The organism is Bacillus sp. J14TS2, assembly GCF_018333015.1.
In the GTDB taxonomy this organism is placed as follows: Bacteria; Bacillota; Bacilli; order Bacillales; family Bacillaceae_C; genus Lederbergia.
The window spans coordinates 104,879-125,407 of sequence record NZ_BORE01000010.1 but is presented as its reverse complement, the minus strand read 5'-3'; the positions used below and the strand labels follow the sequence as shown (position 1 = coordinate 125,407).

The 20,529-nt window shown below is 37.6% G+C and carries 22 protein-coding genes and 1 pseudogene; 21 read left to right on the top strand and 2 right to left on the bottom strand.

Annotated features, from left to right (window positions below; genetic code table 11):
* Positions 1 to 79 precede the first annotated feature (79 nt).
* From KI375_RS16260 to KI375_RS16210, 13 genes are all read left to right on the top strand, one after another.
* A complete protein-coding gene (locus KI375_RS16260; RefSeq protein WP_212974516.1) occupies positions 80 to 2,626 on the top strand; it encodes a right-handed parallel beta-helix repeat-containing protein in 2,547 nt (848 codons plus the stop codon).
* 250 nt (positions 2,627 to 2,876) lie between these two features.
* Positions 2,877 to 3,380, top strand: coding sequence for a DinB family protein (locus KI375_RS16255; RefSeq protein ID WP_212974515.1), 504 nt, complete (start codon positions 2,877 to 2,879; stop codon positions 3,378 to 3,380).
* Positions 3,381 to 3,520: 140 nt separating this feature from the next.
* Entirely contained in the window at positions 3,521 to 4,108 is a 588-nt protein-coding gene (locus tag KI375_RS27455) for an HD domain-containing protein (protein ID WP_244852750.1), read from the top strand.
* 30 nt (positions 4,109 to 4,138) lie between these two features.
* Positions 4,139 to 4,492 (top strand): hypothetical protein, encoded by a 354-nt coding sequence (locus KI375_RS27450; protein ID WP_244852748.1) that lies wholly within the window; start codon positions 4,139 to 4,141, stop codon positions 4,490 to 4,492.
* A 63-nt stretch (positions 4,493 to 4,555) separates the two neighbouring features.
* The gene (locus KI375_RS16245) at positions 4,556 to 5,335 is read left to right on the top strand and encodes a helix-turn-helix transcriptional regulator (protein WP_212974514.1); all 780 of its coding nucleotides are present in this window, start codon (positions 4,556 to 4,558) and stop codon (positions 5,333 to 5,335) included.
* A 77-nt stretch (positions 5,336 to 5,412) separates the two neighbouring features.
* Positions 5,413 to 6,141, top strand: a complete 729-nt coding sequence (locus KI375_RS16240) for a nuclear transport factor 2 family protein (RefSeq protein WP_212974513.1) — start codon at positions 5,413 to 5,415, stop codon at positions 6,139 to 6,141.
* An 89-nt stretch (positions 6,142 to 6,230) separates the two neighbouring features.
* On the top strand, positions 6,231 to 7,013 hold the full coding sequence (locus KI375_RS16235) for an alpha/beta fold hydrolase (RefSeq protein WP_212974512.1): 783 nt from the start codon (positions 6,231 to 6,233) through the stop codon (positions 7,011 to 7,013).
* Positions 7,014 to 7,129: 116 nt separating this feature from the next.
* Complete coding sequence (locus tag KI375_RS16230) at positions 7,130 to 8,047, top strand: VOC family protein (RefSeq protein WP_212974511.1); 918 nt, start codon at positions 7,130 to 7,132, stop codon at positions 8,045 to 8,047.
* Positions 8,048 to 8,168: 121 nt separating this feature from the next.
* Positions 8,169 to 8,531, top strand: coding sequence for a dihydrofolate reductase family protein (locus KI375_RS27445; protein ID WP_244852746.1), 363 nt, complete (start codon positions 8,169 to 8,171; stop codon positions 8,529 to 8,531).
* 48 nt (positions 8,532 to 8,579) lie between these two features.
* A complete protein-coding gene (locus KI375_RS27440) occupies positions 8,580 to 8,777 on the top strand; it encodes a dihydrofolate reductase family protein (protein WP_306419834.1) in 198 nt (65 codons plus the stop codon).
* Between the two features lie 244 nt (positions 8,778 to 9,021).
* Positions 9,022 to 9,525, top strand: a complete 504-nt coding sequence (locus KI375_RS16220) for a winged helix-turn-helix domain-containing protein (protein ID WP_207449221.1) — start codon at positions 9,022 to 9,024, stop codon at positions 9,523 to 9,525.
* Positions 9,526 to 9,601: 76 nt separating this feature from the next.
* The gene (locus KI375_RS16215; RefSeq protein ID WP_212974510.1) at positions 9,602 to 10,873 is read left to right on the top strand and encodes an MFS transporter; all 1,272 of its coding nucleotides are present in this window, start codon (positions 9,602 to 9,604) and stop codon (positions 10,871 to 10,873) included.
* A gap of 96 nt (positions 10,874 to 10,969) precedes the next feature.
* Positions 10,970 to 11,839: an aminoglycoside phosphotransferase family protein gene (locus tag KI375_RS16210; RefSeq protein ID WP_212974509.1), complete on the top strand. Its 870-nt coding sequence runs from the start codon at positions 10,970 to 10,972 to the stop codon at positions 11,837 to 11,839.
* A gap of 77 nt (positions 11,840 to 11,916) precedes the next feature.
* Here the strand turns inward: KI375_RS16210 and KI375_RS16205 are convergent, their stop codons facing one another.
* Entirely contained in the window at positions 11,917 to 12,678 is a 762-nt protein-coding gene (locus KI375_RS16205; RefSeq protein ID WP_212974508.1) for a TerC family protein, read from the bottom strand.
* Positions 12,679 to 12,904: 226 nt separating this feature from the next.
* Here KI375_RS16205 and KI375_RS16200 point away from each other — a divergent pair.
* From KI375_RS16200 to KI375_RS16190, 3 genes and pseudogenes are all read left to right on the top strand, one after another.
* Positions 12,905 to 13,719 (top strand): annotated as a pseudogene (locus KI375_RS16200) (pentapeptide repeat-containing protein).
* A gap of 118 nt (positions 13,720 to 13,837) precedes the next feature.
* Positions 13,838 to 14,290, top strand: coding sequence for a hypothetical protein (locus KI375_RS16195; protein ID WP_212974507.1), 453 nt, complete (start codon positions 13,838 to 13,840; stop codon positions 14,288 to 14,290).
* 57 nt (positions 14,291 to 14,347) lie between these two features.
* On the top strand, positions 14,348 to 14,971 hold the full coding sequence (locus KI375_RS16190) for an NUDIX hydrolase (RefSeq protein ID WP_212974506.1): 624 nt from the start codon (positions 14,348 to 14,350) through the stop codon (positions 14,969 to 14,971).
* 22 nt (positions 14,972 to 14,993) lie between these two features.
* Here the strand turns inward: KI375_RS16190 and coaA are convergent, their stop codons facing one another.
* Complete coding sequence (gene coaA / locus KI375_RS16185) at positions 14,994 to 15,926, bottom strand: type I pantothenate kinase (RefSeq protein ID WP_212974505.1); 933 nt, start codon at positions 15,924 to 15,926, stop codon at positions 14,994 to 14,996.
* A gap of 167 nt (positions 15,927 to 16,093) precedes the next feature.
* Here coaA and KI375_RS16180 point away from each other — a divergent pair, with 167 nt between their 5' ends.
* The 5 genes from KI375_RS16180 (at position 16,094) to KI375_RS16160 (ending at position 20,474) form a co-directional block, all read left to right on the top strand.
* Positions 16,094 to 16,609 carry a GNAT family N-acetyltransferase gene (locus KI375_RS16180; RefSeq protein ID WP_212974504.1) on the top strand — a complete coding sequence of 172 codons (516 nt, stop codon included), beginning with the start codon at positions 16,094 to 16,096 and terminating at the stop codon, positions 16,607 to 16,609.
* A gap of 120 nt (positions 16,610 to 16,729) precedes the next feature.
* Positions 16,730 to 17,269: a hypothetical protein gene (locus KI375_RS16175; protein WP_212974503.1), complete on the top strand. Its 540-nt coding sequence runs from the start codon at positions 16,730 to 16,732 to the stop codon at positions 17,267 to 17,269.
* Between the two features lie 70 nt (positions 17,270 to 17,339).
* Positions 17,340 to 18,542 carry a translocation protein TolB gene (locus KI375_RS16170; protein WP_212974502.1) on the top strand — a complete coding sequence of 401 codons (1,203 nt, stop codon included), beginning with the start codon at positions 17,340 to 17,342 and terminating at the stop codon, positions 18,540 to 18,542.
* A gap of 199 nt (positions 18,543 to 18,741) precedes the next feature.
* Positions 18,742 to 19,359, top strand: a complete 618-nt coding sequence (locus KI375_RS16165; protein WP_212974501.1) for a DJ-1/PfpI family protein — start codon at positions 18,742 to 18,744, stop codon at positions 19,357 to 19,359.
* A 236-nt stretch (positions 19,360 to 19,595) separates the two neighbouring features.
* Entirely contained in the window at positions 19,596 to 20,474 is an 879-nt protein-coding gene (locus KI375_RS16160; protein WP_212974500.1) for an SDR family oxidoreductase, read from the top strand.
* The last annotated feature ends 55 nt before the right edge of the window (positions 20,475 to 20,529 follow it).

The following is a 20,529-nucleotide window of genomic DNA, read 5'->3' as shown; positions in this document are numbered from 1 at the left end:
TTTTCAGATTCCTAGCATGATTGGCTAACTTCCTATATTATATCTACTATAATTACTTTCTATGAAGAGGGGCAATGGGATGAAAAAGTCAGTAGTGGTAAAAAAATCTGGACTTTTAAATAGATATCGAACAATCCAACAAGGAATAGCTGCTGTTGAAGATGGTGGTATTGTTTATATCGAAAGTGGACAATATCAGGAGAATTTGTCAGTGGACAGCAGAAAGGTCACTTTGATAGGACGAGGTAATGTTCTTATTACTGGAACACAGAATTATCCTTTATTGAAGACTGCGGATGCAACCGTTAAGCTGCAAGGAATCACTTTTCATCAAAAAGGGCATTCAAATGCCATTTATGTGAAGGAAACATCAGTGATTGAAATAGAGGAGTGTACAATCGAAGGCGAGAATTATCCTGATGTCAAGACACCTTATCCAGCCCTTTGGATTGGATTAGAGTCTACGGTGAAGGTGAAAAATAGTACGTTGATCGCCCATACCTCCAATAGTGTATACATTCAAGAATCCGATGTCACCCTAGAAAATTGTGATATAAAAGGATTTGGGCTCTATGCTGATTTAGAAAGTAAATTGACCACAGTAAACATTAATATTAAAAATCCAAGTAGTTATGGTATCTATGCAAAAGAGGCCCAACTTCATTTAGAAACAATCAACATGACGGGCGGCGGTGTAGTTGTAATAATGGAAAATAGCCAAGGGTATATTCAAAATATAACCAGCAATCATACATATCGTGATGTTCTTCGCTTTGATAGAAGTGAAGTGACGGTTGAAAAAGGAGAAATCAAGCACTTTTGTGAAATGAAAAGTGAGGATAATAAAGCTAGCTATCCAGGCATTTCGATTAAAAATAACTCCTCTGTTAAGATTAAAGATTTCGATATTCATGATTCTCCTTTTGATGGGATTCAAGTTTACCAATCTCACTTAGAACTTTCCGATTCTACTATATCAAAGACGTATATGGGCATATATATTCGCGAACAATCCACTATAGAAATAGACAATTTAGAAGTCAATAAGACGGAATATAATGCGATAAGTATTGCAAATCAGTCAAAAGTGTCTATTCAAAATAGTACCTTTCATCAATGTGTGGATAAACATGAAAAAAACTACCCTGTTATTTTTATGAAGGAGCAAGGCAGCCTTGCTATTGAGAAAACGGTGATCAAAGAATCTTCAAATGATGCCATCTATATCGCTGAACTACAGGATGCATATTTTCAAGACATTACCTTTGATGCTGTGAATACTGGGATTTACGCTCATAAATCAGTAGTAAACGCTGAGCAATTGACGATTAAGAATTGCTTTAAAAATGCTCTTATTCTTTTTGATTGTCAAGCCGCCATTAGCAATAGTTATATCGAGAATAATAATCTAGACAGTACCCCCACATATGAGGCAAATTCAGATGTCCCAAAAGTAGTTGATGCGGCATTAGCAATTGCTAATTCAAAAGTGACGCTGAATAGTCTTGATATCATAGATAAAACGGCTTCGATTTCTTTACGCGAGCGTAGCAAAGTAGAAGGAACATCGCTTCGACTATCAGGAGGCGTCTTTTCGCTGAATAGCGATTTAAAGGTCTCCTTCTTATCATTTACAAACCTGGAAAAAGAGGCAATTCATTTCAAATTATTGATGGAATCCTCTGCAAAAGTGCAGTTTGATGATCCGGATATATCCATACTTCTGGCAAAGGATATTAATAGCTCTATGGAAACAAATTTAATACACCCGCCACACACGATTGTTCAGCATGATTTCGCTAGTAAGAATGGTCCGATGATGCCAACAAAAGAACCCATTCAATTAGAGCAGAACAACACCGAGCCTCAGCCGCAGGAAAAGCATCAGGCAGACAAACTGATTGGACCTATTGCTTACAAAGAAAGCATGCAGCAACTATTAAAAGAGATTTCGTTAGTAAAAGTTCGAGTTACACAGGGGATCAAGTTACCACATCGTTGGTTGATGTTATGGATACAAAAAGGAATGGAAAACCTGCAACCATTTATCGAGCAGACCCATCATTTGCTTCAGCAAGTAGACATGTTTGGAGAAGAGGATTATTATCGCTTATCAACAATGGCAACATTTCAGGAACTAAATCAAATTAAAAAAGGGTTATTATGGGTTGATCAACTGGAAAACTTGCAAAATGACCCCGACCTTGTAGAATCGCTGCGAAAAAAAGCAATGGAACCAAACAATGAAATCGTCATGATCTTTTCTGGAACAGAAGATAAAATCAAGCAATTGCAGACCTGCGCCCCTGAATTATGGGAGAAAATAAACGATCAGGTAACTTTTAGTATTTATACTACAGAAGAAGTGGCAGAGATTGTCCGACAAAAACTTGTCGCCCATCAATTTGTGTTTGATACATCCTTCTTACGACAAGCCATTGAGGAAAATTATCCCAATGCTGTGGACGAAAGAATTAACAATTGGCCGGAGAAAGTAGTAGAGGCTATTATTCAAGCGCAATCCGAGCGCTTATTAGAGGAAGGAAATCAACAACTTATGAAAGAGCAAATCGTGAGTTTAACACAAATGGATCTATTTAAAGGCGTTGTGGAAGCACCTTTATAGGAGTGTTTGAAAAGTGGGAATTACTTGATTGAAAAAAACACGCCAGCCTAGCTAAAGAATACAAGATTAATGGATGTGTTATATTAACGCTATTTTTATGCAAGACCCTGTTAAAGATAAATATTGATATTTGATACTTGTTAGAATTTTTGGTATCATTAGTGAGAGAACAAATGTTCGATGATGCTAAGGTGTGCAAGACGTTAGTAGCTTGTTAAAGTATATCAATGTGGTTATGGAGGGAATGTCTATGTATGTAGCGATTGCAGACTTTGTTAGAGAATGGAATTGGGAGGCAATGCTAACGCAAAAGGTTCTGGAAGGCTTAACTGATGATTCATTGAATCAAAAAGTTTATCCAGAAGGTCGTACATTGGGAAGAATTGTTTGGCATTTTACAACAAATATTCCAGAGTATTTAGCACATTTTGGGCTGAAAACAGATGAAGTAGAAAATGCAAAAGATGTCCCTGCCTCAGCTAAAGAAATTGCTGAAACATTTAAACATGTGAGTGCTTCTGCAATCAAAGCCATTGAAGAACAATGGACAGATGAATCTTTGAATGAGATGCAAACTGCATTTGGCAGAGAAGAAACAAATGCACAAATTCTTATGGGGCTAATTAAGCACATTATTCATCATCGTGGACAAGTTACAATTCTTATGCGTCAAGCAGGAATCAAACCTTTTGGGGTGTATGGACCACCAAAAGAAGATTGGATTCACTTAGGTGTGAAAAATCCACCACTTTAATAGTATTATGAACAATTTCGTTAGGAATTCGAATGGGAAATCCAATAGATATAGGGTTTCTCTTAATTTTGACCTCTTATCTACACTAAAGTTAATAGAGATGTTTGGTGCGAATGACTTAATGCTGAGGAGATTTATATATGGATCGGACAAAAAAAGTATTGTTACATGAACCTTTGTATCCGTTTGTGGAACCGCATCCATGGGAGGTAGAACTATTTAATACTGTGAAGGTTAGACGCTTGAAACAATTAGCACATTTCGGGGCAGGATCTATTGTTTCTTCAGTCGTACATTCTAGGTTCGAACATGCGGTAGGGGTCTGGAAATTGGCAGCTATTTTCTTCCCAGATGATGTTTTGTTAAGGGGGGCTGCAATTCTTCATGATATTGGACATTTGCCATTTTCTCATTCTTTGGAAAAAATATTGGGTTTTAACCACCACCATTTAACGGAGCAATTTATCCAAGAGGAAGAGATTAGTGACATCTTACGTGAAATAGGAATAAATCCTTTTGAAATAATAGATTATCTCAATAAACCATCTGTATTAACAGGTAAAGAAGATATACTTGGAATTGATCATCTTGATAGTTTCTTTAGGGATACATACATGGCAGGTGAGTGCAAATATCTACCTAAGGATATGTTATCAAAAATTCATTGTACGCCAAAAGGAATAGAGACAGATGAGGTTACAGGGCTTTATCTATTAAAATTAATTTGAAAAGACCATGAACTGTTTTTATCCCCTTTCATGGCTGGAATAGACAGATTATTAGCAGAAGCCATAAAGCACCATTGGGATAAATGTAATGGGACAAATAAGGACGTTTTTGTTCAGTTAACGGATGCTGATGTGCTGGCTATGCTAAAAACTTCACCATCAATTGAAGCAACACAAATCATCCATACCATACTTTATGAACCATATCGAATTCAAATTTCGGAAAATTTGGGGAAGGGATACCCAATCAGTGTGCAGAAAATTTATAATAAGATACCTCTATGTAACGGAGATACATTAACGAGTATAAATGCAGAGGCAAAAAATATGGTGAATTATTTATCTACTTTAGTGTTTGATTTAGAAGTCTGTATTTCAACCTAATCAAGAACATCCATATCTATAATTGAAGAAATGAAATCTCTTAACCATGGAGGAAAAATTAAAATGAATTTCGAAATAGATGAGACCATCGCCTATATTCATCAACACATGGATGAACCACTCTCGCTTTCCACGTTAGCGGATCATGCAGCATATAGCCCCTATCATTTTTCGCGTATATTTAAAGAAAAAATGGGTCTTACACCACATTACTATGTGGCTTCATTAAGATTGCAGAAGGCTAAAGATTTATTATTGCATACAGATTTAACAGTTCGCGATATAGGAATGGAAATTGGACAACAAAGCTTAGGTACCTTTACAACACGGTTCACTGAAAGGGTTGGCATGACACCAAAAGAATTTAGAAAATCTCCCATGCAAGTCAGTACGTATTTACAAACCTTAAAAAAACTGACTGCCCTGCCATATAATCCTATTCTTGAGCCTCGATATAATAGGGTGGAAGGAACGATTGAAGTGGAGAGTCCATTTCAGGGTGTGGTTTTAGTTGGATTATTCACAAAACCGATACCCGAAGGATTACCCCAATATGGAACATTACTAACCTCATTAACTACTTTCAGCTTTACAGACGTCCGACCAGGCACTTACTATTTAATGGCAACTGCCTTGTCTTGGGAGATGAAGTCAAGTGAAATTCTTGTGCCACACCAAACCTTACGTGCAAAAGTAGACCATCCGATTATAGTTGGGGCTAATAAGGATATACCTCATCAACGACTTATACTCCGTGGCCCCCGTCTCGATGATCCACCGATCCTTATCTCTTTACCAGTTTTAATGAAAAACTTTTTAAAAAAAGGGAATAGCAAATTATAAGAAACTATCTTCTCTCTAACGTGCTAGAATGCAAACAAGATATGTAAACTATAGCACTTTTTGAGGAGGGATAGAGCATGGAACAGATTGATCTATCAAATCTAGTACGGAAATACTTTAAAGCCTACGAGACAAAAGAAAGAGAAATGATAGAAGAATTGTTAAGTCCAGAATTCATGTTTAGTAGCCCGGTCGACGAAAAAATTAATCGTGAGACTTATTTTGAAAAATGTTGGCCAAGCTGTTTAGATATTCGTGAATATCGTATTCAAAATCTTTTTACAGAAAAGAATGAAGTGATTATTCGCTATGAATGTATACGAAAGTCGGGAGCTGTTTTTCAAAATATGGAACACTTTCGATTTACTGGCAACCAAATTCAAGAAATTGTTGTCTACTTTGGCTTTGATCTAAGGAATGCATCACTTGCTGATGAGACAGTGCTAAAATTCAATAATGCATTTGCCACCGGTGATGCGGATTTTGTGATTGATAATGTCATTGAAAACGTTCAGTGGCATCTCGTAGGTACAGCTGAATTGCAAGGAAGAGAAGCTGTTAAGAACATGCTTGAACCGATGCGCTGTGCAGCGTCAAATGAATATCAAACAAATAATATTATTACACAAGGAAATAAAGCGGTTATTGAGGGGACAATGAGAATGCCGAAAGCAAATGGCCAAGAAAAGTTATATGCCTTTTGCGATATTTATACTTTTGACGGCGCTAACAATAACCAAATTCAAGATTTAACAGCGTATTTAATCGAATTGTCGAGTCAAGAAGAAATGAATAGAGAGGAATGACTTTAGAGATTGTTGATGGAATTCGGAAATCAAATGTCATGTCCATAAATTCTTTAATAAGATTATAACGATAGAAAGAAGGGTGAAATTTGAAAACAACCAAGTCGAAAGACGGGACAATATTAGCATATGATATTTTCGGAGACGGCCCCCCGCTTATATTCATAACGGGTGCCACTTGTTTTCGCTCGTTTGAACCGGTTTTATATGATGCAACCGTATTTGCGGAACAATTTACTGTCTATAATTATGATAGGCGCGGACGCGGAGACAGTGGTGATACACTGCCTTATTCAATAGATCGCGAAATCGAAGACATTGAAGCGATGATTGATGTTGCTGGTGGTCAAGCAAATCTATATGGTCATTCCTCGGGTGCCATACTTGCTCTTGAAGCAGCCATGCAATTGGATAAGAAAGTTAACAAACTTGTCTTGTATGATCCGCCCTATGCAGATAATGAAGCAAATCTAGCTGAATTCCAAGAATTGAGTCAAGAGCTACGTAAACTGCTTGATAATGAAAAAAACGATAAAGCTCTGAGACGTTTCTTAGAAGGGATTGGAACTCCTGGGGAGGTCATTGATTATATGTTTCGACAATCTCCTCAGTGGACAACAATGACGGCTCTTGCTCCAACACTTGTTTACGATACGATCATAGCAGGCGATTTACCACCCGTTTCAAAAGTTGCTATACTTACGACACCAACACAGATCATGGTTGGAGAAAAAAATCCTGGTTCTATACAGGAGGTAGGAAAGCAATTGAGCAATGCAATCCCAGATGCGGTATACATTCAACTTGAGGAACAAGACCATATGCCTGACCCTAAAGTGCTGCTACCATTCCTTACAAGCTTTTTAAAATAGTGTTCTCTACTAAGTATTCTTTAATGAAAAGGCAAAATAAGACTATATAACAGAGTGGATGTATGGAACAAATTATCAGAAATCAAAACAGAGCCGATTTTGTAGGAGGAGTCACTATGAAGAAAATCCAGCAAAACATTATTCCTCATTTATGGTATGACAAGGAGGCGGAAGAAGCGGCCGCGTTTTATGTTTCAATTTTTCCAGATTCAAGAATTACAGGTAAAACAATCCTCCACGACACGCCGTCGGGAGACTGTGATGTAGTTTCTTTTGAATTAAAGGGACAGAAGTTGATGGCCATCAATGCAGGACCTTATTTCACGTTTAATCCCTCAGTGTCATTTATGGTGAATTTTGATCCATCACGAGAAAAAGATGCGAGTAAAAAACTAGATGAGGTATGGAACAAACTGGCAGATGGAGGGGCCGTGTTAATGCCGCTTGATAAGTATCCGTTCAGTGAGAAGTATGGTTGGATTCAAGATAAGTATGGTTTGTCTTGGCAGTTAATTCTTACTAATCTAGAAGGGGGAGAGTCGCCTCCGCTCGTGCCATCGCTTATGTTTGTTGGTGATATATGTGGAAAAGCCGAGGAAGCTATTCAAATGTATGTATCCATATTTAAGCATTCAAAGCAGGGCTATATTGCCCGTTATCCTCAAGGCTTGGAACCGAATAAAGAAGGGACCGTCATGTTTGCTGATTTTATGCTAGAGAATCAGTGGTTTGCTGCTATGGATAGTGCAAACGATCATACATTCAATTTCAATGAGGCCATTTCATTTCTAAAATATTGCGACACTCAAAAAGAGATAGATTATTTCTGGGATCACCTTTCTGCTGTGCCTGAATCGGAGCAATGCGTTTGGCTGAAAGATACGTTCGGTGTCTCCTGGCAGATTGTCCCGAGAGCAATGGACGAGATGATGACAAACGGCACCCCTGAACAAATTGCGCGTGTTAGTCAGGCAACGCTTAAAATGAAGAAGCTGGACCTCGCGGAGCTACAGAAAGTATACAAAGGATTATAAGATACAGTATAGAAACACCAAGAAAGTCGAACAAATGCTGTGAGAGTTGGAGGAGAAATATAGGTGAAGTTTATTTTTCCTTTTCTCCGTGCTTAATGAATACGTTGAAGGAGATGGCGGGATGGGGAAGGTAATCTTAGATATTTCAATGTCGTTAGATGGTTTTATCGCGGGTTCGAATGATACTCAACAATCGCCGCTTGGAGATGGAGGCGAGGTCATTCAGAGTTGGTTGTTTAGTGGTGATCAATCGAGTCGTTATAATGAATTTTTTCAGCTTTCCAGCACAAACAAAAAAGTCTTTGATGAATCTATCCCTAATACAGGTGCTATGATTGTAGGGAGAAGAACGTTTGATATTGTAAATGGATGGGGAGGCAGCCATCCGATTCAAGGGGTTCCTATTTTTGTGGTAACACATAAAGCACCGGAAAGCTATCTTGAAAAGAATACCCGTTTTATTTTTGTTACAGATGGGATTTAAAGTGCGGTCCAACAGGCGAAAGTAGCTGCAGATGGGAAGAATGTCAGCATTGGAACGGCAACAATTGCACAACAATGTATAAGAGCAAGGCTTCTGGATGAAATGCATCTACATATAGCGCCTATTTTACTAGGGAAAGGGATTCGATTATTCGATAAAATCGGAACAGAATCTATAAAATTAGAAAGTAATAAGATTATAGATGGTTCTGATGTCACGCATCTTAAATATAAACTCCTATACTAAAATCTATTGGAATGCGCTAGACAAGAATCCTATTTATATGGGGTTCTTTTTTATTAAATAAAATTAATCATGGTCCCAATCAGCCTCCTGTCAAATTCACCAATCAATTAGAAAAAGGTTTACAAATGGATAAAAGAAGCATACACTATATATGATCTAAAAATACAGATCGATAAAATAAAATAGATCGAACTATTAAATTAGAATAAGGTAGTCCTAACAATTAAGGAAGGAGAAAAACAAGATGAAAAAAAGAAATAATCAGCCTTTACCACTCTCTGTTGAACAATCGAAATTATTAGGCAGCACATTACGAGTTAAAATTCTAGGCGTACTACTTGACACTCCTAAGACGACAAAGCAGGTTGCAGTACAGATCGGAGAAACCCCAGGTAATGTTCACTACCACATGCAAAAGTTACATCAAGGAAAGTTAATCGACTTAGTGGAAGAAAAACGAGCTGGAGGTGTGATTGAAAAGTATTATATCGCACGTGCTAAATCGTTTGAAAGTGAAGATGGAGTTTATCCCGAACTGAATCCAAATTATAAGTCTGCTTCAAGACGAAGCATGAATATTGCATTACAACTAAAGGAAGAAGACAAAGAACAGTTATTTGAAGAAGTGCATGAATTGATGGAAAAATGGATTGTCAAAACAACTGCAGCTGATTATATCAACGAAGAAGAGTTTGTTATGGACTTTACTTTAGTTTCCAGAAAAGAGAAAACAGAGGAAGAAAAATAAGAAGAAATTTCCATTATCGAGGTTCATACCGGCCATTAATGTAGGATAAAAACTGATGAAGTGAGTGGATATAAAAATGGGGATTTTTAAATATCGGAATTTTAGCTTAATGTTTTTTGGAAGAATTGTTTCGAATATAGGTGACAGTTTATATAGTGTAGCTGCCATGTTATTAATTTTTCAACTTGGCGGATCCACTTTTTATACAGGGCTAGCAGGATTCTTATCGATTTTGCCACGAATTGTTGAATTTAGTTCAGGTCCACTTATCGATCGAATTCCCATTCGTTCTTTACTTATCCGCACTCAGCTGATCCAGTCTGGACTATTGCTAGTCATTCCACTTGCTTATTATTTAGACTTTCTTTCTGTTACACTCGTACTCGTTTTGACGCCGATTATATCTACTTTCAATGTGTTAATTTTCCCTGCTCAACTGGCAGCACTACCGAAAGTCCTACCCAAAGAAAAGCTGACAAAAGGAAACTCACTTTTTACCATTGCATATCAAGGAGTGGATATCACTTTTAATGGTTTAGCAGGGATCTTGTTTGTTGTGATCGGTCCTTTTGCTTTATATACTGTAAACTCGATTGCCTTTTTAATAGGTGCAATGATCTTTTCGTTTATTCGCCTTCCAAATGCTGTGGTTGAAAAAGACATAGAAGAGGTTGTTCATAAGAAGGATTTTAAAACAACTATACAGAATTATATACATGACTTGCAAGAGGGACTAATGATTATGTTTAAAAGCTTTATCGCTAAATTATTGTATGGTGTGATTATCCTGAATCTAGTTAGTGCAGCAACATTAGCAGTGTTTCCTGCATTTGGTGAAGTTATGGGTGGAACAGAATATGTTGGGTTTTTGTTAATGGCCTCCGCTTTTGGTAGCTTATCGGGTGCACTTATAGCTCCGTTATTAAAATTGGAACAATTTCCAATTGGAAAATTATATGCGTTTGGTTATGTAATCTCTGGATCACTCTGGACGCTTTCAGCTTTAATGCCAGTTGCATGGCTTACATTATTATTCTATATGATCTCATGGATTCCAGCGGGAGCATTAAATGTGCTTGTCTTTACAATGTTGCAAAAAATTGCTCCCAAACATTTAATTGGTCGCATATTTACTGCTGCTACTAGTCTTTCAGCTATGGCGGCTCCTGTTGGTTCCTTGTTAGGTGGCAGTGTTGGTGCATGGATCGGAAGCGCCTTCATCGTGACTTGTTCGGGTATCATTGTATTAATTGTTTCCATATGTTGGCTATTGAACGCGGAGGTTAGAAACCTTCCTCCTACAAAATCTTTAGATGAAAATAGTCTAGTCATTCAGAGTGAAGGATAGCGTATAAACACTGTTTTGTTATAAAGGGGACTGAATATAGTTAAATAATAGTATGATGATGAAACATCCGACCAATATCTTTATTCGGAGGGACTTATGGAAATAAAAGTAGAGTTAGTGAAGCAATTAATCAGAGAACAATTTCCCCAATGGAAGGAACTACATATTAAACCTGTGAAAAATGGTGGCCATGATAATCGTACGTTTCATTTAGGGGAAACGATGACGATTCGTTTACCAAGTGGGAAGGACTATGAGCCGCAGGTAAAGAAAGAAGCCAGATGGTTGCCTTATTTAGCTAAAGGCTTAGCGTTACCAATTACAGAGCCAGTTGCTATAGGAAAACCAACTGATCAGTATCCTTATGTTTGGTCGATTAATAAATGGTTACCAGGCGAAACCGTTACCCAAAGCAATGTGAAATTAACTGTTTTTGCGGAAGAATTAGCAGCTTTTTTAAAAGAATTACAAAGGATCGATGCTTCCAATGGACCAACGGCAGGCGTGCATAATTTTTACCGTGGAGGGGAATTAGCTGTTTATGATTCCGAAACGATGGCGGCTCTTAAAAATTTGAATAAAGATGTTCAACTTAAAAAATGTCAAAGGATTTGGCAACGATCACTTGCAAGTAAATGGGAAAAAGAGGGTGTATGGGTTCATGGTGATGTCGCAGCAGGGAATTTATTAGTGCAAAATGGACATTTATCAGGGGTGATTGATTTCGGTATTTTGGGTGTCGGTGATCCTGCTTGCGATTTTGCGATGGCCTGGACCTTTTTTGATCGAACGAGCAGGCAAGTATTTAAGGAACAGCTGGATATTGACGAGGGAACTTGGAATCGTGCAAAAGGCTGGGCTTTATGGAAGGCGTTAATCACGTATAATCATGAAGAAAAGAAAATAAGAGAGCATGCACAAGCCACGATCAAAGAAATTTTAGCAGATGAGGACGATTACGAGTAGAAAGAAAAATGGCATCCACAGAAGGCTGCTTTTAAAAATAAAAGCTGGCCATCGTTTCTTGAGATGCCATTCTATCATTACTTCTTGTTTGATGTTTTTCTCCCAGATAAAAACCATCCAACTACTGCAATACTGATAAGGACACCCCAAAAGACAATCGTCCAAACGGTACTATGTGGGAAAGCCTCGGGCAATATCCCTACATTTTTATGCGAGAGAGTTATGACAGCCAATTTCACTCCAACCCATGCAACGATTAGGAAAGCTACTGTTTCTAGGCCAGGGCGCTTATCTAAAAGTTGCACAAACCAGTTTGCTGCGAATTTAATTAAAATCAATCCAGCGATTGTACCAATTACAATAATGGAAAATTTCCCTCCATCTAATCCACCAAATTGCGGTAATGTTGTATCTGGTAATGTGACAGCAAGTGCAACAGCAGCAAGGACTGAGTCAATAGCAAAGGCAATGTCGGCGACACCGATTTTTGCTACGGTCGGCCAAAAATCGGGCCTGCCTTTATTAGTACGGTTATCCTTTTGCTTTGCTTCCGATTGGAAAAATTTTTTATAAATATGCTTCCCGCCTATGTAGATAAGGTAGGCTGCACCGATCGCCTGAACCTGCCAAACATTTGCCATAAAGGAGATGAGGAAGATCGAAATAATCCGAAAAATAAAGGCACCCAGAATACCATAATTAATGGCTCGCTTTTTTTTGTCATCAGGTAAATGCTTTGCGATAACGGCAATCACTAGAGCGTTATCAGCAGACAGTATCCCTTCTAGACCAATTAATATTAATAATGTCCATCCGTACTCCAACCAAATTGAATTCATATAAAACCTCCTTCATAGCGATCGCTTATCATATAGTATGAGATAGTGCTTTAAAAAAATGCAGTAAGTTTTCTTAGGAGAAAATGGCAGGTATTGAATCGCGTAAAGATTCAAGGTTATTAGCAAAAATACACTCAGAAAAAGATGTGGGAAAGCTCTATATACAATTGTCTTTTTTCGATATACTTAGAAAATATTCTAGTTCAAGTACAGGAAGTGGTTCATTATGAAGGATCCTTTACGATCAGATTGTTCAAATTGTTTCGGGTTATGTTGTGTAGCGTTGCCATATGCTAAGTCGGCGGATTTTCCTTTCAATAAAGAGGCTGGAAAACCGTGTAGGAATTTATGTTCCAATCATCTCTGCTCGATTCACAGTGAGTTGCGTGAGAAGGGTTTTCGGGGGTGTGTGTATCCTATGAATGCTTTGGTGCCGGACAACATGTTTCACAGAATTTATATAAAGGAAAAGACTGGAGAACAGTTGAGGAAAATGCTCAAGAAATGTTTGCAGTATTTCCTCTTGTACAACAGCTTCATGAGATGCTTTGGTATCTAAGACAAGCCATGGCATTTAAGGAAACCGATGTTTTGCATCCAGCTTTGGAAAAGATGTATGAGGAGACGGTTGAACGAACCGTACAAACGCCAAAGGAAATTTTAGAAATGGATATGGTAGAACATCGAAGTAAAGTAAATGTACTGTTAATCGAGACGAGTAGATTGTATCGAGCAGACTTCCTTAAAAAGGGTAAAAAGAAAAGAATGAAAAAAGGCTTGGACTACTTAGGCGCAAACCTGACAAGACAGACATTGCAAGGGGAAGATTTTCGGGGAACCCTATTGATTGCTGCAAACCTAAGCCATAGTGATCTGAGAAAGGCCGATTTTATTGGAGCAGATCTTAGAGACGCGGAGTTAAGTGGAGCTAACTTATCTGATGCCCTCTTTCTTACCCAGGCACAGATCAACTCGTCTAAAGGAAATATTCACACCAAAATACCGAGCTATCTAGATAGACCAAGTCATTGGCTGAACTGAATACATCTAAAAATATTAGCACATACGATGTTATCTCATATTCCATGTGTAATAGTGTTTTGTTTTTATTTACTTTTAAAGGCTTTAAATACGCCAATACGGGGAGGGAGAAAGCAATATGACTGGAACAAAGATTAGTATGGAAGAAGCACACTTAGCAGGGATTGATGTGAATTTTGAACGGATGAAAAATGGAGAGAAGCGATTCAGATTGGTGAGTACTGATGGAAGCTCTTATTGTCGGACGATCGCTTCAGAACGAGGGGGCTGGCAAAATAGTCATTACCACAAAGTGGTATCGGAATTTTATGTTGTTCAATCTGGTTGGATTGTCTATGCGGAAATCAGTTCAAAGGGAGCCTTGAATGTAAGCTTTCTGCACGAAGGGGAATGTGTAGCTGTCAAACCTTTTGTTCATCATAATATTTTTTTACCTCCTCATGCCGTGATCCATACGATTAAATATGGAAATGGAAGTCCTGATATCGATTGGTTTCCTTCAAAGGAATTAGATCAACATACTCATAAACTTTTAGAGGATGATTTGTTTAAGATGGGCAAAGAAGATTGAACCAGAGCGTAAATCAACAGTATTCATTGGATTATAAACACAAGGAGAGTTTAGTAAATGGAAAATGAACGATTAAAAATTTTTGATGAAGACAGAGAGCAGATAGGTGTTGCTACTCGTGAAGAGGTCCATCGGATTGGGTATTGGCACGAAGTCTTCCATTGTTGGTTTATTAGCAATGAAATGGGGATCGATTATATCTATTTGCAACTCCGTAGTGAAACCAAGAAGGAATACCCCAATCTTTTGGATATTACCGTTGCGGGACATTTACTGGAGAATGAAACCGTTCAAGATGGTGTAAGGGAAATTAAAGAAGAAGTGGGAATTGATATTTCCTTTCAAGAATTAGAGCCGTTGGGAGTAATGGAATATTGTTTAATAAGAGATAATTTTATAGATAAGGAACTAGCAAATGTATTTCTCTATAAATGTGACAGCTCCTTTGATGACTTTACTCTTCAAGAAGAAGAGGTCGCAGGGATCGTAAAAGTTGAACTTAACAATTTTATGGAGCTTTGGTCTGGTGAAAGAAACACAATTGATATAAAAGGGTTTAGAATGAATAAAGAAGGAAACAAAACCCTTTTCGATGAGAGTGTAGGACGAGATCGATTTGTTTCTTACCAAAATAAATTTTATAGGACCGTTATTCAAAAAATTAAAGACAAGATAGAATAGATCTGGAGTGAACTGACGATCGCTATTTTCGAATGCTAATATTTTCTACTAAATGTCCCTTTCCTTTTTCTAAAATTAAGTCTGCTCTATCCCTGGTTGGTAAGATATTTTCATAAAGATTCGCTTTGTTTGTTTCATGCCAAATACGATCAGCAATCAGTAATGCTTCCTTTTCCGACAGCTTAGAAAAACGCTGGAAATAGGATTTAGGATTTTGAAATGCTGTTTTTCGCAGAATTTTAAAGCGGTCTTTATACCATTTTTCAATGAGTGCTTCATCGGCATCAATATATAGCGAAAAGTTGAAAAAGTCCGATATAAATACACCAACTTCCTTATGCTTTGGGGCTTGTAACACATTCACTCCCTCAAGAATGACTACATCAGGGCGACAAATGCTCTGTTTTTGATCAGGGAGAATATCGTAGGACAAGTGAGAATATACTGGGGCCGATACTTGCCCATTTCCAGACTTCAATAAAGATAGAAATCGAATTAACTTGGCTACATCATAACTTTCAGGAAATCCCTTTTTCTCCATCAATCCTAGCGCTTTTAGCTTTTTATTAGGGTAAAGGAATCCATCCGTTGTGACTAGTTCTACTTGTGGTCTATCTCCCCATTGAGAGAGCAAATACTGAAGTATTCTTGCTGTTGTACTTTTTCCAACTGCTACACTTCCTGCCATACCGATTATAAAAGGGCTCTTTTTGTTAGCCAATTTCAAAAAGTGGTTCATCCCTTTGGAAAGCTCCTTATATTGTAGGTAATGGAAGTGAATCAATTGTGATAAAGGAATGTATATGTCTTCAATTTCTTTTAATGTCAAATCTACATTAATCCCTTGCAGGGAGTCTAGATCAATATTAGATAGTTCGATATCATTAGACTTTTTAAGTGCTGTCCATTGTTTTCTATTAAAAGAAATATATGGTGAATATTCTTCTTTGTTCATATTTGGCCCTCACCGATTTAAAGTTTAACTGCTTTTGTATACAAGATAACACACCTAATAAAGATAATATATAGTTCTATTATGATTTACGTAAAAGTAGAGCAGACGGATAAACGATCAGGAATGATCAGTTCATAGTCTGTCAGAATTGGAAAGGATGTATGATTATGAAAAACCAAGAAGTTTATACAATAAAAAAAGTGCAAGAGGATGAATACCTCCAAGTGATCGACTTTATGATGAGCATTCGAAGTGAGGTTTTTCCGATGTTGTCAAAAGATCAACTACCTCCAGATTTACTTCATTTTCGGTCATTTTATCTTCAACGAAAAAACGCTATTGTGTATGCTGCTTATTCTCAATCTGGGCAAGTGTTGGGCACGATTGGTGTTTGCCCATATGATGATAGATTTTCACAGCTACAAACTTTTTACAGGGACTGGTCAACCGCAGAAATTGTAAAATGCTATGTCGATCCACAAGCCCGCCGTCTAGGAATTGGCACGAAGCTTTTTCAAGAAGCATTGCAATTCTGTCATGATGTCGGTTATCAAAAGTTGTATTTACATACCCATCTGTTTTTGCCAGGTGCGCTTTCATTTTGGAAGACGAAAGATTTTACGGAGAGATGGGTCGAAGATGATCCAGATTGGCAGACAGTACATCTGGATATGGAGCTATAAGCATATGTAGGGCGAAAATGCGTAGTCATCTTAGAGCCATAAAAGGACTGTAACTCAGTCCTCTAAGGAAGTTAAAATCAGAACATTTCCACTAATGGGATAATGGAGGAACGAATAAGCATGAATAAGAAAAAAATATTATTAACTATTCTTAGTTTAGCATTTATTGCTGTCATTTCTTTCTTAGTATTACGTCCTGAGACTAGTTCAGAAGAGGAAATCTGTGTTCAAGCTTCAAAACAATTTGATCTTTCTAGTCAACTCCGTTTTATGGATGTATCTGCAAATATCGCTTTTTGTGAAAGTGAATCAGGTGTAATGCCAGTCCTTACTAATAAAGAGTTCACGAAGGTAAAGAATGCCTTTCATGAATTGGACTTCCAAGAGTTCAACGAGGAAAAAGTGGATAGGGGATTGATCAGTTGGCAAGCAGATCAAGCCCCTAAAGAGAAGTTTGCAATGATCAGTGGATTTGCAAATGATGAGATTAAGTCAATCATCATCAATAGTGAAAATAATGTCCAACCCAATCGTTTTTTAATCCGTGATAACTTGTGGTTTTGGTATTTTACAACTGAAAAGGAGAAAGTAAACATGCCAATAGAAGTGACCGCTTTTGATGAAGAAGGTCATGTTATTGCTGGAGAGGAAGATGAATAAATATTTTTTCGCTTCACATGGTCGGATGGCAGCCATACAGTAGGACATCCTATTAACAGGAGGATGATCAATGGCTACTACAAGAATCTTACTCATTTTACTATTATGCAGTTTATCGATAAGTGCTTCCGCTGAGCCACCGCTCAAGGCTGCATTTATCCGCGACCAGCAGCTATGGATAAAAGAGGGGGATCAAGAAATACAAGTTACAAAAGGCAAAAATGTGTATTCCCAGAAGTGGTCCTATGATGGCCGTTTTATTGGCTACTTGGATCAGCAGGATAGGAAATCAGCTTTATACATTTATGACACAAAAGAAAAAGTAAACTATCAGCCTTATATAGAAGTTGAAACATTTGATTTTCAATGGTCTCCGACTAAAAATCAATTGGCGTACAATGATCACGGCGTACTAAATGTGACAAAAACAGAGAGGGGGCGTCCGCAAGGGTTTGACAATGTTGCATTAGGTGTGAGTGAATTTGCCTGGTTTCCGAATGGGCGGGAGTTTATCGTATCCTCTTCAGCTGTTTTGCGTCCTACCGGCTGGGGGCCAGTCCCTCTATATAGAATTTCTGCTGATGCCAATCTGAACGTTGAAAAAATTAAGCCTTTTTACACTCTCCAAACAGATGAAAAGGATTTGTTTGCGATTGATGTGAGCAATTTTAAATGGAGTACTGATGGAAAATGGATTAGTTTTTTAGCTACTCCTACGGCATCATGGGCAATGGACAGTAATACATTAGCAGTCTTATCATCACAAGGAAAAGAGTTTCAAGTGATAGGAAACATGTTGCGATTCGATGATTGGATGAAGTGGGCCCCATCAGCCAATCAATTAGCCTATATTTCGGGTGAAGGAAGATTCCTCGTTGAAAATAAAAAAACAACGATTGCGGACACTCCAATTTCTAAGCAACAAAAGGAATATACACCTAAAGGATATGTTGATCTTGACTTAGAATGGTTCTCCTCAGAAAACGTAATCGTAGCACGGGCAAAAGAGAACAAGAAGTGGAAAGAAGGCCCTGTTCCGACGATGCTTACAACACTATATGCGATTAATATAAAAACAGACAAACAAACACAAATAACCTCTCCAAGAAAGAATGAACTCGATGAAAAGCCACAAGTTGTTGGTTCTAAGCTGACATGGTTTCGCCGAAATAAAGAAAATGAACAAGGGGAAGTGTGGATCAAGGATGGTTTAGATGGGCAGGAGCATGTATGGATTAAGCAAGCTGATTCAGCTCCTGTTTTTTTATATTGAATGCAAGGTTGCGGAAACTTTGTTGGATAGTCTTAGAGAAATTATGCAAAGGAGAAAGTATTTATATTAGAGTGCGAGTATATACCAGTAAAGGAAGGTATACTCGATTACTTATTGAATGTATCTATTATTACTTAACAAATAAATAAGCATCCCCATTGTCACTTTGTTATTTTAAGTAAATAGTAAAGGTTAATTTATGCTAGAATATACAAAATTACTTTTTTCCGTTAATGGACGGGATCGCATTAAAAAAGGTGAGGATGAATTGAATAAACTTAAATATACAGTCATTTTACTATATCCTCGATTTAGTGAATATGAACTTTCAGTACTTTTATCAGTATTGCAACAAGGTAGAAAAAGAACTATGTATGTCGGATTAGATGATCAGGTTGTAAAAGGAGAGGCAGGATTAAGCTGTATACCCGAAACTACTATTAAGGATATTGATTTAGAACATATTGATAGTATTGTGTTACCTGGAGTGGATGATTTTGAGCATCTAGTTAATCATAAAGAACTTTCAGCTTTTTTACTTAAAGTTAATGACCAGAGACGATTGATTGGTGCAATTTCTAGTGCTCCATACTTTTTATCTATGAGCGGTATTTTAGCTGACAAAAAATTCACAACGGGATTAACAGCAGACCAAAGGGAATTTTTAGGAACATTTACCGAAGATAACTTTGTGAATTCTCAAGTGGTTGTAGATGATTACATTATTACGGCGAAAGGTTCAGCTTTTATTGATTTTGCATTCAAATTTGGTGATTATTTAAATTTGCAGTATCAAAAAGGATGGTACCAATCTTAATTGTTATTCCTCTATGATATTCGAGGTGAAGAAAATCTGTAAAAGAAAAGTTTGAGCATGAAACTTTGAGCTTTTTACGTTTTTTACAATAAATCACTATTTAATTGAATTTACTATACTTGTTACTGATCTTATTTGTTTATTTCAGAAGCAGTGCCTGGTCATCATTCCGATTGTTTTAGCTTTCTTTTTTATGGGTAAAGAATTTACATTATCCTAGGAAAAGGAGAGATTCCATGAAGAATAATCAAGCACCAGATCTGAAAACACAAGAACCTCAAGACAATTATTTGGAGCCTGATAATCAAGCGAAAATGAATCCTCAGCCTAAGATTGAAGATGACGATTATAAGGGCAGCGATAAATTAAAGAGCAAGGTGGCCATTATTACAGGTGGTGACAGTGGAATCGGTCAGGCGGTTGCAGCCGCGTATGCGAAGGAAGGCGCCGATATCACAGTTGTCTATTATGAGGCCCATAAGGATGCTGAAGAAACGAAAAGGCTTGTTGAAAAACATGGTCGGACGTGTTTAACAATCGCGGGAGATGTAGGCGATGAAGATTTCTGTCAGCAGGTAATCAAACAAACCGTCGATACTTTAGGAAGCCTTGATATCATTGTCAATAATGCGGGTGAGCAACATGTTTGTGAACGGATCGAAGATATTACGAACGAGCAATTGGATCGTACTTTCCGGACCAATATCTTTTCGATGTTCTATTTGACCAAAGCAGCGATGAAGCACTTAAATGAAGGTTCTGCGATTATAAATACTACATCCATTACAGCCTACAAAGGGAACCCAGTCCTCATGGATTATGCTGCTACAAAGGGAGCGATCGTTGCCTTTACACGGTCATTATCGCAAAATCAAGAAATTCTCGACAAAGGTATTCGAGTGAATGGTGTAGCCCCAGGACCAATTTGGACACCACTTATCCCGGCAACATTCCCAAAAGACAAGCTAGACTCGTGGGGAACAGATGGGCCGATGAAACGACCTGGCCAACCCTCTGAGTTAGCTCCAGCTTATGTCTATTTAGCTTCAAAAGACGCATCCTATGTTTCTGGACAAGTCATTCATGTAAATGGTGGACAAGTTGTGAATGGATAATGGATATACATTTTTATAAAAACAAAATGAATTTTAAAGAAATGGTGGTATGATG